12 protein-coding genes are annotated in these 15,295 nt (G+C 62.1%); 4 read left to right on the top strand and 8 right to left on the bottom strand.

Features of this window, described 5'->3' with window-relative positions:
- Positions 1-134: 134 nt before the first annotated feature.
- Positions 135-5,036: a beta strand repeat-containing protein gene (locus HHL09_RS07175; RefSeq protein ID WP_169453890.1), complete on the top strand. Its 4,902-nt coding sequence runs from the start codon at positions 135-137 to the stop codon at positions 5,034-5,036.
- 6 nt (positions 5,037-5,042) lie between these two features.
- On the opposite strand, the gene HHL09_RS07170 is transcribed toward HHL09_RS07175, so the two are convergent.
- Positions 5,043-5,429, bottom strand: coding sequence for an RNA-binding S4 domain-containing protein (locus HHL09_RS07170; RefSeq protein ID WP_169453889.1), 387 nt, complete (start codon positions 5,427-5,429; stop codon positions 5,043-5,045).
- Positions 5,430-5,560: 131 nt separating this feature from the next.
- Between HHL09_RS07170 and HHL09_RS07165 the strand changes: the two genes are divergently transcribed.
- Genes HHL09_RS07165 through HHL09_RS07155 form a run of 3 tightly spaced genes read left to right on the top strand, consistent with a single transcriptional unit; the run spans position 5,561 to position 10,292 of the window.
- Positions 5,561-8,023: a U32 family peptidase gene (locus HHL09_RS07165; protein WP_169453888.1), complete on the top strand. Its 2,463-nt coding sequence runs from the start codon at positions 5,561-5,563 to the stop codon at positions 8,021-8,023.
- A 13-nt stretch (positions 8,024-8,036) separates the two neighbouring features.
- Positions 8,037-8,390 carry an MmcQ/YjbR family DNA-binding protein gene (locus HHL09_RS07160; protein WP_169453887.1) on the top strand — a complete coding sequence of 118 codons (354 nt, stop codon included), beginning with the start codon at positions 8,037-8,039 and terminating at the stop codon, positions 8,388-8,390.
- A 3-nt stretch (positions 8,391-8,393) separates the two neighbouring features.
- Complete coding sequence (locus HHL09_RS07155; RefSeq protein WP_169453886.1) at positions 8,394-10,292, top strand: glycoside hydrolase family 97 protein; 1,899 nt, start codon at positions 8,394-8,396, stop codon at positions 10,290-10,292.
- 11 nt (positions 10,293-10,303) lie between these two features.
- Here the strand turns inward: HHL09_RS07155 and HHL09_RS07150 are convergent, their stop codons facing one another.
- The 7 genes from HHL09_RS07150 to HHL09_RS07120 all read right to left on the bottom strand — a co-directional run bounded on the left by HHL09_RS07150 (position 10,304) and on the right by HHL09_RS07120 (position 15,295).
- Positions 10,304-10,831, bottom strand: a complete 528-nt coding sequence (locus HHL09_RS07150) for a hypothetical protein (protein ID WP_169453885.1) — start codon at positions 10,829-10,831, stop codon at positions 10,304-10,306.
- 72 nt (positions 10,832-10,903) lie between these two features.
- Entirely contained in the window at positions 10,904-11,329 is a 426-nt protein-coding gene (locus tag HHL09_RS07145) for a hypothetical protein (protein ID WP_169453884.1), read from the bottom strand.
- A 65-nt stretch (positions 11,330-11,394) separates the two neighbouring features.
- Positions 11,395-12,183 carry an ABC transporter ATP-binding protein gene (locus tag HHL09_RS07140; RefSeq protein ID WP_169453883.1) on the bottom strand — a complete coding sequence of 263 codons (789 nt, stop codon included), beginning with the start codon at positions 12,181-12,183 and terminating at the stop codon, positions 11,395-11,397.
- A 53-nt stretch (positions 12,184-12,236) separates the two neighbouring features.
- Positions 12,237-13,148 (bottom strand): alpha/beta hydrolase, encoded by a 912-nt coding sequence (locus tag HHL09_RS07135; RefSeq protein WP_169453882.1) that lies wholly within the window; start codon positions 13,146-13,148, stop codon positions 12,237-12,239.
- A 55-nt stretch (positions 13,149-13,203) separates the two neighbouring features.
- On the bottom strand, positions 13,204-13,779 hold the full coding sequence (locus tag HHL09_RS07130) for a hypothetical protein (RefSeq protein WP_169453881.1): 576 nt from the start codon (positions 13,777-13,779) through the stop codon (positions 13,204-13,206).
- Complete coding sequence (locus HHL09_RS07125; RefSeq protein ID WP_169453880.1) at positions 13,776-14,507, bottom strand: hypothetical protein; 732 nt, start codon at positions 14,505-14,507, stop codon at positions 13,776-13,778. Before HHL09_RS07125 ends, HHL09_RS07130 begins: the two co-directional genes overlap by 4 nt.
- Positions 14,504-15,295: a hypothetical protein gene (locus tag HHL09_RS07120; protein WP_169453879.1), complete on the bottom strand. Its 792-nt coding sequence runs from the start codon at positions 15,293-15,295 to the stop codon at positions 14,504-14,506. Before HHL09_RS07120 ends, HHL09_RS07125 begins: the two co-directional genes overlap by 4 nt.

The following is a 15,295-nucleotide window of genomic DNA, read 5'->3' as shown; positions in this document are numbered from 1 at the left end:
ATTTAAACTTTTTGTGATTTCATGTGACGAAATGCGTCGTGTCACGGAACATCAAATTGCATAATTAGTCACAAAATGATTTAAAAAGTGAATTTAAAAGGCATGGTGGTGGCGCTCTCTAACTCCCCAGCTCCATGCCCTACTCCCGCGCATCTTTGGCCCGTCTCGCCCTGCTCACGGCAACGACTTCCCTTCTGCCGGTTCACGCCGGGACCCTTTATTGGGATACCAATGGCGATACCGCCGGTTCCGGCAATGTCGGCGGCACTTGGGACAGCGGCACCAACTGGAGTGCGAATGCTGCGGGTGGTTCGGTGGTCGGCTGGACGAATGGCGAGAGCGTGGTTTTTTCCGCAGGCACCGATGGTGTCGCGACCAAGACGGTGACGATCGGTGGCACGGTGGCGACTCCATCGATCATGGTGGAGGAAGTGGGTCTGGTGCAGATCCAAGGGGGCTCGATCGACATCGCGGGCGGCTCGGTTTTCGATACCTCGGTCCTCGGCAATGCGACGAATCGCTCGCTGACCTGGACCTCGGCAATCATCGGCACCGGCGGCCTGACCCTGGCGGTGAATGGCGATACCTCGGCGACGGGAGGGGGCAGCAGCTCGCTCTTCGGGCTTACCGGGACGAACACCTTTACCGGTGATGTGACGATCACCTCGGGAGTGGTGAATGCCGCGTCGAACTTCGGTGCCGCGACGAACAAGGTGATCCTGAACGGCGGTGGGATCGTGGATGCGAACACCAACGGTGTCTTTACGCGGGACATCGAGATCGGTGCCGCGGGAGGGGTGATCCGGAATTTCGGCAACACGAACAATTTCCGCCTGCAGGGCGCGCTGACGGGCAGCGGCGAGCTTCGCCGCACGGATGCCGGTACCACAGTGCTCACGGGAAATGGCAGCGGCTTTACTGGAGCGCTGAATATCCAGCAGGGCACCATGCAGATTGGCGACGGGCTGCAGACGAGCAACCTGATCGCGAATACGTCCGGCATCGCGCTCGGCCACTCGGGTGGAGCGGGCAGCATCCGCTATCGTCTGGATACGTCCTTCACGCTTTCCTCGCCGGTGACCTTCGCGAATGCGGGGTCGGCGTTTCACTGGCAGGGGACCGGAGCGGACGACGTGCTGACGATCAACTCGGCCTTTGGCAGCAGCTCGTCGATCGGCACGCTGGGGATCGCTTCGGGCGGGGTGTCCTTGGGATCGGGTGCGGATGTGAAGATCTCATCGGTCTCGATCACCAGCACGCCATCGAACAGTGCCGCCGCGGTGATCGGCACGCTGAACATCGGCAGCGGTGCGAGTCTGGTGACGAAGTATCTCGGTCTCGGCGATGCCAGCAATACCTCGGGGATCATCAATCAGACCGGCGGCACGCTGACGGTGGAGAGCGGCGGCAATGGCATCCGCATCGGCCACTGGGCGAATGGCGGCACGCCAGGGAGTGCCTACAATCTTTCCGGTGGCACTTTGGATGCCAGCGGCCTTTCCGGAAACAGCGGCGATGCGCAGCTGGTGAGCATCGGCTGGGACGGGCTCGGCTCGATGAGCGTGGGTGGTGGTGCGAGCACCGCCACGCTGAAAGCGGTGGGTATCCAGCTCGACAAGAACCGCAGCGGCGCGGGGAGCATGGCGACGAATCTGACGGTCGGCACCAATGGCGTGGTCGAAGTCGGTTCGCGTGGCATCCTCGCTCAGGGATCGAATGACTCGGTGGTCTTGAACGGTGGCACGATCCGTTCGACGGGAACGAGTAACTGGAATGCGACCTTCAATGCGAATGCGGCATCGGTCTTCGACGGCAATGCCGGTACGACCACGACGGTGAGCGGTGTTCTCACGGGATCCGGCAATATCCAGCAGACGGGTAGCGGGGTGTTTTCCTACACCGGTGCGAGCACGGCTTATACGGGTAATCTCAATGTTGGTGCCGCGGGAACGCTCACTGGCACCGGAACGATCGCGGGTAATGTGACGATCGATGGGACCTTGGCTGCGGGCGCGACGGCTGCGGCGGCGAGCGTGGGAACGCTGGTCTTTGGCGATGCCGGTGCGGGGACCACGACGACCGCGGTCAATGGTGCGATCCTCATGGATCTCAACGGTGCTTCCGTGGCCACCGGGAATGACAAGTTCACGGTGAACGATCACCTGAGCTTCGGTGCTTCCTCGGTGCTCAATCCGACTTTCTACGGTGCTGCGGCGACGGGTGGCAGCACTTACAATCTCATCAACTACACGGGCACGCTGACGGGAGCCCCGGTGCTGGATGCGGGCTTCATCAACAGCCATCGCCAGACCTTCGCGCTGGATACGGCGACCGCAGGGCAGATCAACCTCAGTGTCACGGGCTCTGCCGCGAATCTGGTGTGGACCGGTGACGGCGCGGGCAATGCGTGGAACGTGAATGGCGTGTCGAATTGGAACAACGGCGGTTCTTCCGACAAGTTCTACCAGACGGACTCGGTTTCCTTCACGGATGCGGGCGATGCTTCGGTGCCGGTCAATGTCAGCGGGGTGGTGAACGCTCCGGGGGTGACGGTGGATTCGACGAAGGATTACACTTTTGCCGGCACGGGTTCGATCACGGGCAGCGGGCAATTCACGAAGTCGGGCACGGGTTCGCTGACGGTGCTCACCGACTTTACTCCGGGTGCGATGAACATCAGTGCGGGCACCGTGAACTTCGGCAATGGCGGGACAACGGGCGGGCTGCTTGGCAGCGGCACGATCACGCTGGCGGCGGATGCCACGCTGAACCTGAACCGCTCCGATGCGACGAGCTTCAATCGTGCTTTCGCTGCGGGCAGCGCCGGTACTTTCGTGAAATCGGGCGCGGGGAACCTGACCTTGGGCAGTTTCCAGCTGCTGCCGCGGAACGTGACCGTGAATGGCGGGACGCTCACCGTGACGGGTGGCGGCTTCGGCGGCAACCGCCTGGATGGCGCGGGCGTGATCACCGTGAATAGCGGTGCGACGATGGTTCTCGCAGCGGGTTCGGCTCATGCGCTCGGCGGCAGTGATGGCGCGATGACCGAGTCGATGATCCTGAATGGCGGCACGCTGACCGTGAATCAGGAGCAGTATTTCAACAGCATCACGATGAATGGTGCGACGGTGAATGGCAGCGCGGAGATCCGCTCCAGCAATGCCACCAACTGGGCCGTGACGGGATCGATCGCTTCGACGATGTCGGCACGCGTGAACATGGTTGGCGCCGCGAATTTCAATGTCGGTGATGTGACTGGTAGTGCAGCGGAAGACCTGACGGTCTCCGGACAGGTGACCGGTAGCGGTGCTTTCAACAAGAACGGCGCGGGCACCATGCGTGTCACGGGGAACAACAACTTCACCGGAGCGCTGGCGATCAGCGGTGGTGTGCTCCAAGCGGCTTCGAACAATGCGCTCGGCTTCGGCGGTGCGATCGGGAATACGGCGGTAAATGGGACCACTGTTACCGGTGGCGGTGCGCTTGACCTGAGCGGGGTGACGGTAAACGAGGCCATCACCTTGAACGGCGGCAAGCTGATCAATTCCAACACCAGCACGGCTGGAACGCTCGCCAGCGGCATCGCGGGAATCCGCATCACGGCGGTGGGCAGCGGCTACACCTCGGCACCTACGGTGGCACTCAGTGGTGGTGGCGGATCTGGAGCGACCGCGACGACAGCCCTGAGCGGTGCGACGGTGGGAAGCGTGACGACCACGGCGGCAGGATCCGGTTACACCTCGGCGCCGACGGTGACCTTGAACGGCGGCGCGGGCACCGGGGCTACAGCGACGGCTGTCATCTCCTCTCTCACGCTCACCGGCACGAACAATGAGATCGGTGGCGATGGAAATCTCAGCGTGAATGCCATCATCACCGGCACCGGCGGCTATACGAAGACTGGCGCGGGGACGTTGACGCTAGGCACGGGTGCCTCGACTCTCGCCGGGGATATTGTGGTGAACGGTGGTGCGATCAACGTTGCTGTCCAAGGCAATGCCACGACCAGTGCCTTCGGTAACCAAGCCTCTTCGAGAACGGTCACGATCAACAACGGAGCCATCGTTAATTTCAATACGAACAACGTGCTTGGCAACGGCGCGGTGGCCTTGGCCAACCTGCCGACCTTCACGGTGAACCAGGGGGGCACGCTTGCGGCGAACAACTACAATGTGATCGGCGCGGTGAACCTGAATGGCGGGACCTTGACCCGCACCGGCACAGGCACGCCCGGTTCCTATCAAGGCTTCGAGTTGAAGGGCACGGTGACGACCGGTGGTTCAGCGCAATCGACCATCACCTCGACGGGTGGTTACGGGCATCACCTTGCGGGGAACATTAATTTCAACGTGGGCAATGCGGTTGCCGGGGCCGACCTCATCGTGGCCGCCGCGCTGCGCAACGCTTCGCCGGATGTCGGTGGAACGGGTGGCCTGACGAAGACGGGCAGCGGCACGATGGCGCTGAATGCGAGCAATACCTACACGGGCGCGACCATGGTCTCCGCGGGCACGCTGCTGGTGAACGGTGCGCTCGGCAACACGGCGGTGACCGTGGGGATCGACGGCATCCTGGGTGGTGGCTCCGCCACCGCAGGCACCATCGCCGGGAATGTCACGGTGGATGGCACCTTGGCTCCCGGGAGCAGCGCGGGCACGCTCGCGCTGGGTGGAAACCTGCTTTTGAACAGCACGGCGATTCTCAATTGGGAACTCGATGCGGCATCGCCGCTGAGCCTTGGTCTCGGTGTGAACGACCTCGTCACCGTCGGCGGGCAACTTACGCTGGATGGCACCTTGAATGTGGCGGGCACGAGCTCCTTCGCGGGTGTTAACACCGGCACCTGGACCTTGCTGACCTATGGTTCGCTGGTGGACAACTCGCTCGTGCTTGGGAGCATGCCGACCCTCGACTCCGGCCTGAGCTGGCAGCTTACGACGGGGGACAACCGGGTGAACGTGAGCATCGTTCCCGAGCCCCGGGCTGCGCTGCTCGGCGCCCTTGGCCTGATGTTCCTGTTCCGTCGCCGGCGATAAGAAGCATCATTCAAAGAAGCCCCGCCGTTCTTCCAACTGACGGCGGTTCCTCTTGGTGGGCCTGCCTTGGTCGCCCTCCAGGCGGTGGGACCGGCTTTCGTTCCAAATTTTGCGCTGCTCGATCACCTCCTCGGGAGTGAGTTCCTCACAAGCGGCGCGAGCTTCGGGAGGCCCCACGCGTTTTTCGATCAGGCCAAGCACCCGTACCACCCGGGTGCCGGGGCCTTCCGGGAAGGGGAGCTCGATCAACTCGCCGCCGCGGAGTTCCGAGGCGGGCTTCAGGATCCTGTCCCCGGTCTTCACTCGGCCGGTTTCACAGGCCTTTGCCGCCAATCCGCGCGTCTTGAAAAGGCGCACGGCCCACATCCACTTGTCCACTCGCACCGGTTCCATCAGGCTGAAACGATCACGCGGAGAAGATGACCGGGACCAGCCGATTGGCAAATCCCGGATTCCGGCAGTGCGAATGCTTTTCTAGCGGGACTTTCCAAGCGGGCGTTTCCGTGGCATCGGTCCCGTCCCGCATGCAGCACGCCGATACGACACCCGAATTGCTCAGCCCCGCCGGAAACTGGGACTGTGCCCGCGCCGCCGTGGCGGCAGGGGCAGATGCGATCTACTTCGGCATGCCGAAATTCAATGCCCGGCTGCGGGCGGACAATTTCACCGAGGCCGACCTGCCGGAGCTGATGGCCTTCCTCCACAAACACGGGGTGAAGGGCTTCGTGGCGATGAACACGCTCATCTTCACGGGTGAGCTGGAGGCGGCGGAGCGGCAGCTTCGCCTGATCGCGGATGCAGGAGTGGATGCCCTGATTATCCAGGATTTGGGGCTGGCGAAGATGGCCCGGGAAATTGCACCGAAGGTCGAACTCCATGGCTCGACCCAGATGACGATCACCTCGCCGGAGGGGATCGCTTTCCTAGAGACGATTTTCCCAATGGAACGCGCGGTGCTCGCCCGCGAGCTTTCCGTGAAGGAAATCGAGCGCTTCGGCGGATCTCCCACGGCGCCGCTGGAAGTTTTCGTGCATGGCGCGCTGTGCGTGGCGTACTCCGGGCAATGCCTGACGAGCGAATCGCTCGGCCAGCGCTCGGCGAACCGCGGCGAATGTGCGCAGGCCTGCCGGATGCCCTATGAATTGGTCGTGGATGGCGTGACGCGCGAGATGGGAGAGGTGCGCTACCTCCTCAGCCCGCAGGATCTCGCGGCCGTCGACATGATTCCGGACCTCGTGAAGGCCGGGGTGAAGTCCTTCAAGATCGAAGGCCGCCTCAAGACCCCGGAGTATGTGGCTGCGGTGACCCGTGTGTATCGCAAGGCGCTCGATGCTTGCCTGGGAAAGACGACCGAGCCGATTTCCGCGAACGACCGCTACGAGCTCGAGATGACTTTCTCCCGCGGGCTGACGAGCGGTTGGCTCGGCGGAACGAATCATCCCTATCTCACCCACGGACGCTTCGGGAAAAAGCGCGGTCCCTTGCTTGGCACCATCGCGGCCTGCGGCGGTACATGGATCGAACTGACTGATCGCACCGAGGTCCCGCTGAAACCAGGCGATGGCGTCGTCTTCGATGCCGGTGAGAACCGGGACTTGGAACAGGGCGCGCGCATCTGGAAAATCGAGGGCGAGCGCATCGTCTTCCATCGCACCTACAGCGGCATCAATTTCTCCCGCATCAAGCCGGGGCATACCATCTACAAGACCTCCGATGAGAAGCTGGAATCCGATATCCGCCGCTTCTGGCAGAATGCGAAGCTGCGCGAGGTGAAGCTGGGTATCCACTTCAGTGCCACGGGGAAGCCCGGTGAGCGGCTGTCGATTTCAGCGGAGTGCGGAGGAATCAAGGCGGTGGTGCAATCCCAGGAGCCGATGCAGGAGGCCTCCAAGCACGCGCTCTCTGGCGAGACGCTCGAGGCACAGCTCGGAAGACTGGGAGATACGCCTTTTGAGCTGGCTGCACTGGATTTCAAGGTGGAGGGCAACTGCCACATGCCATTGTCCGAGCTGAACCGCATGCGACGGGCCTTGGTGGATGAACTGGAGCAGGCTGATCACGGGAGTGGTAGCGAGCGCCGTGACGCCACGACCCAGGTCAGCTATCGCGATCTCTTGCCCGAAGCGCCGCCGAAGCAGGAGGCTGAGCCGGAGCTTTCGGTGCTGTGTCGCAGCATCGAGCAAGTCCAAGCGGCCTTGGACAGCGGGGCAGGCGTAATTTACTGCGATTTCGAAGATCCGCGCCGCTACAAGGATGCCGTGGCCCTGCGCCAGAATGGCGGAGCTTCGAAGATCCTGCTGGCCACGCCGCGGATCCTCAAGCCGGGCGAGAGCGGATACCTCAAGCTCATCGAGCGGGCCGAGCCGGATGGCGTGCTGCTCCGGAACCTCGCCTCGCTTCAGTACTATAAGGATCGTAGTGATTTGCTGAAAGTCGGCGATTTTTCGCTGAATGTCGCGAACCCGATCACCGCGAAGCTTCTCAAAGGTGCCGCGAACCTCGACCGCCTTACCGTTTCCTATGACCTGAACATCGGACAAGTGATGGATCTTCTGAACGGTGCCCCTTCGGAATGGTTCGAGCTTACGATCCACCAGCACATGCCCATGTTCCATATGGAGCATTGCGTGTTCTGCACCTTCCTCAGCACCGGTACTACCTACAAGGATTGCGGGCGCCCCTGTGAAACGCATATCGTCCACTTGCGCGACCGGGTGGGCCAACTCCATCGCCTGATGGCGGACGTCGGCTGCCGGAACACGCTCTTCAATGGCCGGGCCCAGACCGGTGCCCGCTTCTTCAGCGAGCTTCGCGCGACCGGCCTGGCGAAGTACCGCATCGAACTCCTCGACGAGGATGACCTCGGAGCGCTGCGGACCATCTCCGCCTACCGCGATCTTCTGGCTGGAAAGACGGATGCGGAGACCCTCCTGGAAAACGTGAAGGCCTTCGAGAAGCTGGGAGTGACGGAGGGGACCCTGGTCTGATAAAGACCGGCGCATGGATCTCCCCGATGTCATCGAATACTTCCTTTCGAAGCCGGGCGCGGAGGAAACCACGCCCTTTGGTCCGGACGTCCTGGTCTACAAGGTGGGCGGGAAAATGTTCGGCCTGACCCAGCCGGACGAATATCCCAGCCGCATCAATCTGAAGTGCGATCCCGATCGCGCGGTGGCATTGCGGGACGAATACGAGGCGATCACCCCGGGCTACCACATGAACAAGAAGCACTGGAACACGATCATTCTCGATGGTTCGGTGCCATCCGCCCTGCTGCGGGAGCTGATCGATCTGTCGCATGAATTGGTTGTTTCGTCATTGCCGAAAGCGGAGCGCGCGAAGTTCCGTCTTTGAGGCATGGCTCCCGATTTCCGCTTTCTCGTCGCATTTCTGGCACTCCTCGGCTCCGCTCATGCGGAAGAGTTGCTGGCCTTGGCTTCTCCAGACGGTGCGAATTCGATCACTCTCCATCTCGATGAGGCGGGAGTGCCGAGCTATCAGGTCACCCGTAAGGGAAAGACCGTAATTGCCTCGTCCCCGCTAGGGCTGCGCTGCAATGACCAGGACTTTTCGCGGGGCCTCAAGCTGGAAAGCAAGGGTGAGAAGGAGGAGCGCCGCGAGCGCTATGCGCTGACTTCGGGTGCGAAGCCGCAGGTCGACCAGTTGCACCATCGGCAGAGTGTCGTGTTCATGAATGCCAGCGGGGCCAGGCTCACCGTTGACCTCGATGCGGGAAATGAAGGCGTCGCCTTTCGCTACCGCTTTCCGGAAGAGGGGGCGGAGCGGACGATCGAAGAAGAACTCAGCGGCTTCCGCCTTCCCGGTGATGCCCAAGGATGGATTTCGCCCTACAACTCCTCCAGCAGTTCCAGTCCGGCCTATGAGGACTACTATTTCCCGGTGAAGCCCGGTGATCCGCCGCCTTACTCGCGCGGTGGCGATACCCGCGGCTGGTATTTCCCGGCACTTTTCCGCACGGGGGATGCGTGGACGCTGCTCACGGAGTCCGGCACCGATGCCAACTACTGTGGCTGCCATCTGGGTCCGGATTCGAAGGATGGGGTCTACCGGATTGCCTTTCCCTTCACGGATGAGGGCACTCGCCGCGTGAAACATCGCGAGGACACGAAGCCCCGCCACAGCCTGCCATGGACCATGCCGTGGCGCGTGATCGCCACCGGTGACAGTGCAGGAGATATCCTCGGCTCCACGCTGGTCACCGACCTCGCGGAGCCTTCGAAGATCGCCGATACCTCGTGGATCAAGCCGGGCCGCGCTTCATGGAGTTGGTGGGCTTATCCGGAGGGGCAGAATAGCACCGATCTCTACGCGAGCTTCATCGATGCGGCGAAGGATCGCACGTGGGAGTACTCGCTGCTCGATGCCGGATGGTGGAAGGCGGATACGAGGAAGCTGGTGGAGCTGGGCAAGGAAAAGGGCATCGGCTTGCACGTCTGGGCGCATGCCGAGAGCTTCTACGATGCAAATCGTAGGAAGCAGCAGCTGGACAGCTACGCGGACCTGGGTGTGAAGGGAGCCAAGATCGACTTCTGGTGCACCGACCGCCAGGAAGCCATGGAGGCGATGACCGCCACGCTTCAGGATGCCGCGGAGCGGAAGCTAATGATCAATCTCCACGGCTGCACCCTTCCCCGTGGCTGGCAGCGCACCTGGCCGAACTTCATGACGGCGGAGGCGGTGCTGGGCTCGGAGTCCTACATGTACGACGAGCGCTACACGGAGAAGGCTGCGGAGTTGAATACGATCCTGCCCTTCACTCGAAATGTCGCGGGGCCGATGGACTATACGCCTTTTGGTCTCGCGGAGAAGCGCTACGCGCGCAAGACCACGGCTGCCCATGAGTTCGCGGCCTCGCTCATCTTCAATTCCGGCATCGTCCACTATGCGGACAGGCCGGAGGCCTATGCATCCTTTCCGGATGCAGCCCGGCAAGTGCTCCGCGAGGCGCCCGCGCGTTGGGATGAAACCCGCTGCCTGATCGGGGAGCCGGGCTCGGCCGTGGTGCTTGCACGCCGGAGCGGAGACATCTGGTTCGTCACGGGGATCAATGGGCAAGCCAAGGAACGCCCCATCGATCTGGATCTAGGAGCCTTTGCGGACTTCAAAAAGCGCACGCTGATCCGGGAGGGAGCGGATGCGAAGATGCAACTGGCCACGGAGAACATCGAAGCAGGAGACAAGTGGCAGCATGTCATGCCTGCGCGCGGAGGTTTCATCCTCCGGCTTGAGCGGTAGAGCCGCAGCAGTCAGATCTTGTAAGCGGAGTAGTCGATTCTCCGCTTGGCCGGAATCGGTTCTTTGCGGCCTTCGATCGCATAGCTCTGCTTGTGCTGGTAGGTTTCCAGTTCGTCCTTCAGAGCCACGGCGTCGAAGCGGCTCTCGAAGGCTGAGATTTCGAACTCATTGCCATGGTCGTCCTGACGGGTAACTACGAAGCTGGAGAAGCCGGCATGTTCGGCGGTCCAGAAGAAGTCGTCGTCGCCAAGTCCAAAGTCGCTCCTGATCCGGGAGGCGATTTCGAGCTGATCCTCTGTGTCGCTGCATTCAAACTCGGAGTAATGCTTCCGGAACCCTTCCCAAAAGTTGTAGTAAACCGGTTTGCCGGACGAAAGGATGAACATCGCTCCGTAACCTCTTCCCATCCCGGAATGCTCAGTAACGGGAAGTGTCAGCGCGTATCGCGAGGAAAACTCCGAATAGTCCATTTTCAGGCAAGCCACCGTAACGGGATAGCTGTCGAAAACCACTGAAGGATCCGCAAGCCGGGCTTTCATATGCAATCGAAGCTTCGCGTTGCGCGGGCCGCAATGAAAGGGAAAATCGCGCGGCAATTTCCGCTCCCCGGGCTATAGGTCGTCGTATTTCTGTAGATCCCTCACCACGGATTTTACCGCTGTAGGGGCATTCCTTTTGGGCACCTTGTAAACCTGCCTGTCTTTCCCTGAGGTCAGTCCGACCATGAAGGAATAGCTTTGGGAGCGCGGTAACTTCTGTGCTTTTTCGTTCAGCTTCCTCAGATCGACGGAATGCAAGCGATCCCAGATGGAGTTGAATTCCTCCTTGGATACGGATTTCTCCACGGGCCCGTTGATGACGTTGAATCGCGGGCCAACGTGCTGCGCAGATGCCTCCACTTTCCCGGGATGATCGGTCATCCCGATCCAGAAATCGTGCGACGCTTGCGGGTTGCTGAATCCCATGGTCCTCATGGGCTTGGGGGCGCAGCTCGCGAGGAGTAGCAAAGATGCGATGCCGCTGATGAAAGGCTTCATGGATACCGTTAGCTTGGACTGAGAGTCTGGAAGTTTGGAGGGGACAAGATCCAGGTTGTGGGTTGCTATGCAGGCCTCACATCGCACCACCCGCCGGGCCATGAAACCTTTAGGGGCACATGGAAGAGCTCGGAGAGCTTGGAAGAGCCCAGGACCTTTTTCTTGGGTCCATCGGCAACGATCCGGCCGTGCTCCAAGAGAATCACGCGCTCAATTTCCGGCGGGATTTCTCCGGGATGATGGGTTACGAGAACCAAGGTGTGACCTCCGGAAATGAGGTCCCGCATGGCCGAGGTCAGGCCGATTGAAGCCGCGAAATCGAGAGCGGTCGAGGGCTCGTCCAGCACCATCACCGGTGGATTATGAACGAGCGCTCGCGCGATGAGGAAACGCCGCCGCTCGCCCGATGAAAGCGTGCCGAAATCACGACCTGCCAAGGAACTCACGCCGAGTCGCTCGATCGCGCGATCCGCTGCTGCCCTGTCCTTCGCGCTGAAGCGCATGTCCCGGGTGCGTCCGAAAGCACCGCGCAACGAGGAAAGCACCACGTCCCGGGCCTCTTCCTCAGGATGGAAACGAGCGATATCCTCCGGCATCACGACTCCGATTCGGTGGCGCAGATCTTCCAACGACCACAGGTCTTCTCCAAAGAGCCGGCAGAGGGTTTGGTGATTTGCTTCGGGGCGCACCTCGCCGGTCAGGAGCTTCAGCAGGGTGCTTTTTCCCGCTCCATTCGGCCCGAGGATCGCGACACTTTCTCCGTGCCGCAGTTGTAGTGAAAAGTCCCGTAGTGCCAGCGTATCGCCGCGCCAAACATTCGCGCTGCGGATCTCCAGAAAGCAATCGTCGTGCACGGCCCGATGGCGAAGTGAGGAACGGCGGAAGACCAGCTTTTTCGACCGTCCGGCTACTTGTTCCCCGAGGTCATGCGGTCGAGAAACTCATCGACCTCGCGTGAGTAGCTGGCTGGATCTCCCGCGCTGAGGTGATAGTGAGTTCCCTTGTGGATCGGCACGAAGCGGTATTTGTCCGTCTTCGCATGACGGGAAATCCTCCGGCCTTGTTCGAAGGGAATCACCTCGTCCTGCTCGCCATGCATGTGGAGGACCGGGACCCTGATCCGTGCGATCGAGGTTTCCGGTGAGATCTCGCCGGGATCGAAACCGCCGGCTTCTCCCGCGCGATCGATGAAATAGGGGCCGAGGCCTGACACCGGGAGGGAGGTTCGATGGATCACCTGCTGGCGGGCCACATCGCGCAGATCGGCGAAGGTATTCTCGATGATCGCAAAATCGAACTCGGGATCGATTTCCATGGCTTGCAGCGCCACAGCCCCGCCGTAGGAACTTCCCCACAGGCCGACAGGAAGACGGGGAAACTCCCCCGCTGCGATCTTCCGGAGTTCCGCCATGTCTTGTTTTTCGACGTAGCCGTACGTTGCGGTGTAGCCGCCGCTTTGACCATGCGCGCGGAAGTCGGGCGCAATGCCGACGATGCCGCGCTTCGCGAGGAAGTTCAACGTGCCAGTCTGGGTGGCTTTCGAATCCGAGATCCCGTGAAGCACGAAGACCACGGCACGCGGGGCCTCCTCGGGGCATGCGATCCACGCTCTCAGGGCCACCTTATCCCTCATCACGAAGGTGCGGGCCTCCATCCCCTCCGGGGTTGTGGCATCCTTGCCCTTGCGGGTAGGATGCAAGATGGCATCGGTGACCAGCCGGTCCACGACGAAGCAGGACGCGAGGCCGAGTGCGGCCACGACGAGAGCGGCAAGCTTTAGTAGGTGCCGCAGGCTGGATGCCTGTCGCTGCTTTTTCATCCATGGAAGATACTCCCTTTCCCGGAGCGATCTTCCCGTTTCGAAAACCGCGGGTTCAGGGTGCTTCAAGCGGCGGGAGGACGCCACCGCTGGAGTCGTCCAGATAGATCGGATCTTCTTCCACCTTTAGCGGACGGAATTGGCCATGATAGCTATCCACCTGGAAGCGGAGCTCCATGACATCGCGATTGGTGTCCGCGAGACGATCCCGGAGCTCCTGATTTTGTTCGACTGCACCTTCGAGAGCCGTCAGGAGCTTCTCGATGCGGGCTTCGGTGGGATCGTTGGAAGAACTTGCTGCGGGACGCGCGGCAGGGCGAGGCGCGGGCTCCGGCTCGGAACGCGCCACGTCTCCCATGTAGAAGGGCTGCTTGGCCACGCGTGAAGCCGCGCTGTTCTTGGCACCGCGGGCTTCAGCCAGCAGGTCTTTCGCCTCGCGTGCTACCCGGTCATCCGGAAGCGGCGCGGGTACCGGGGCAGCATAGCCCGGCATGGATTCAAAACGTGGCCCGGAGGGCATCTGCTTCGCAAGGACGACCATGTCACGGACGGCGCACCAGTGCGTGGCGGCAGCACCGGTCATCAGGGCGAGAGCGGTTCCGCAGGCGATCGGAATGAGGCTCGATTTCATCGCAGTTTCTTGATGGGAGAGGGAGCGGCTTCCGGGGGTGTTTGAGGAGTCGGGAGGGAGCTGAGGAGCTGGCCGAGGCGCTCGACTGCATCGCTCATCTTGCGGGAGTCTTCATCCAGCCTTTCCAGAGAGGTGGAAAGTACGGCGGACATCGTACCGGTTTGGGCGTAGCGCAGCGCGGGCTCGTAGCCTGGCTCCTTCACGGCGATCACATGGGAGCCATCGGCATCCGGCACCAGCAGGTGGGGACGGATGGAAAGGGAGATTTTGGTGCCGTTGGGAAGCTGCACCTCGCGGACGAAGGCGGGCACTTCCTTCGGGTGCTCCAGGCGCCAGCCTGCTGGCGGCGCGGACAGGGGCTTGGCGGGGAAGGGGGCGAGCAGCTTGACCGAGGAGGCGTCCACGGCGGCATTGCCGGCGCTACCGGGCTCCACCGCCACGGTGACTCCTTCGGGCTCGGAGTAAGCTTCCTCCGGAGCTTCGCTTTTTTCCTCTGGGGAGGAATCGGCGGAGGGCTTGACCAGCACCGGCTGGCCGGAGTCCTCCGGCATGAGCGATTGGGCAGAGGCGCTGATATCGACGGTGACGCTGGGACCATCTTCTTCACCGAGATTTCCGGACAAGGCGGAGAGCACCGGGTCCCGCGCGTCGTCCTTCGGCGCGATGTCTTGGGCCGTGACCGGCAGGGTCAGGACGGCGCAGGCAATGATAGGGCGGAAAGATCTCATCGGTTTTGGATTTCGATGGCTTCGGTGCTGTCGAGTCCTTCGCTGGGATTCAGGAGAGCGTCTCGAGTGAGCGTGGGGCTATCGGCGCGGAGGACCGTGCCGGGGACGGAATCGCCCACGAGGGCATTCCATTCGGAGAGCAGGGCGCCGCCTTCGGCCTGGAGGGCTCGGGATTTTTCCTGATAGTCGCCGATCTGGGCCAGCAGTTGGCGGGCGCGGGCGATCTCAGCCGGGGTCCAGCGCAGCGAGCGGCTGCCGTAGAGCACGGGCACCTCGAGCTTGATCTTGCCGAGATCCTCGCCCGCCGGTCCCTGGGCTTGCAGCACGTGCTGGACCCTGAGGTTCGTTTCTTCATACGAGGCGGCAGGGCCGGCCTCGGCACTTTGCAAGCGGCGCGGGTCGGTTGCCTGCGGCTTGGCCGCAGCATCGCCGGGAAGGGTGGCGGAGCTTGGCAGGAGGGAGGCGGTCTGCTTTTCCGTTCTCGCCGCGGCCGGGCCGGGAGGCAGTGGTGGTGCGGGATCGAAGGAGGCAGTCACGGGGCCGATGGGCGCGCTGGCCGCGATCACCGGCTTGGTGAGGTAGAGTCCGCAGAAAACGGCAGCCAATCCGGTGCTGGCGAGAAGAAGCCAAGGATAAGAGCGCTGGGCAGCTCCGGACGAAGAGGCCCGGCGGTTCGGGGCCGGAGAGGGATTATGAAGTGGTCCCAGTTCAAGCGTCTGCGTCGCATTCGGTACCGGTTGCTTCGCGGTGACGGGCGCTACTTGAGTTGATGTGGGCAGCGGTCGCAT

The organism is Luteolibacter luteus, assembly GCF_012913485.1.
In the GTDB taxonomy this organism is placed as follows: Bacteria; Verrucomicrobiota; Verrucomicrobiia; order Verrucomicrobiales; family Akkermansiaceae; genus Haloferula; species Haloferula lutea.
Note: the sequence above shows the minus strand (reverse complement) of the source record. Positions and strands in the feature narration are given on the sequence as shown.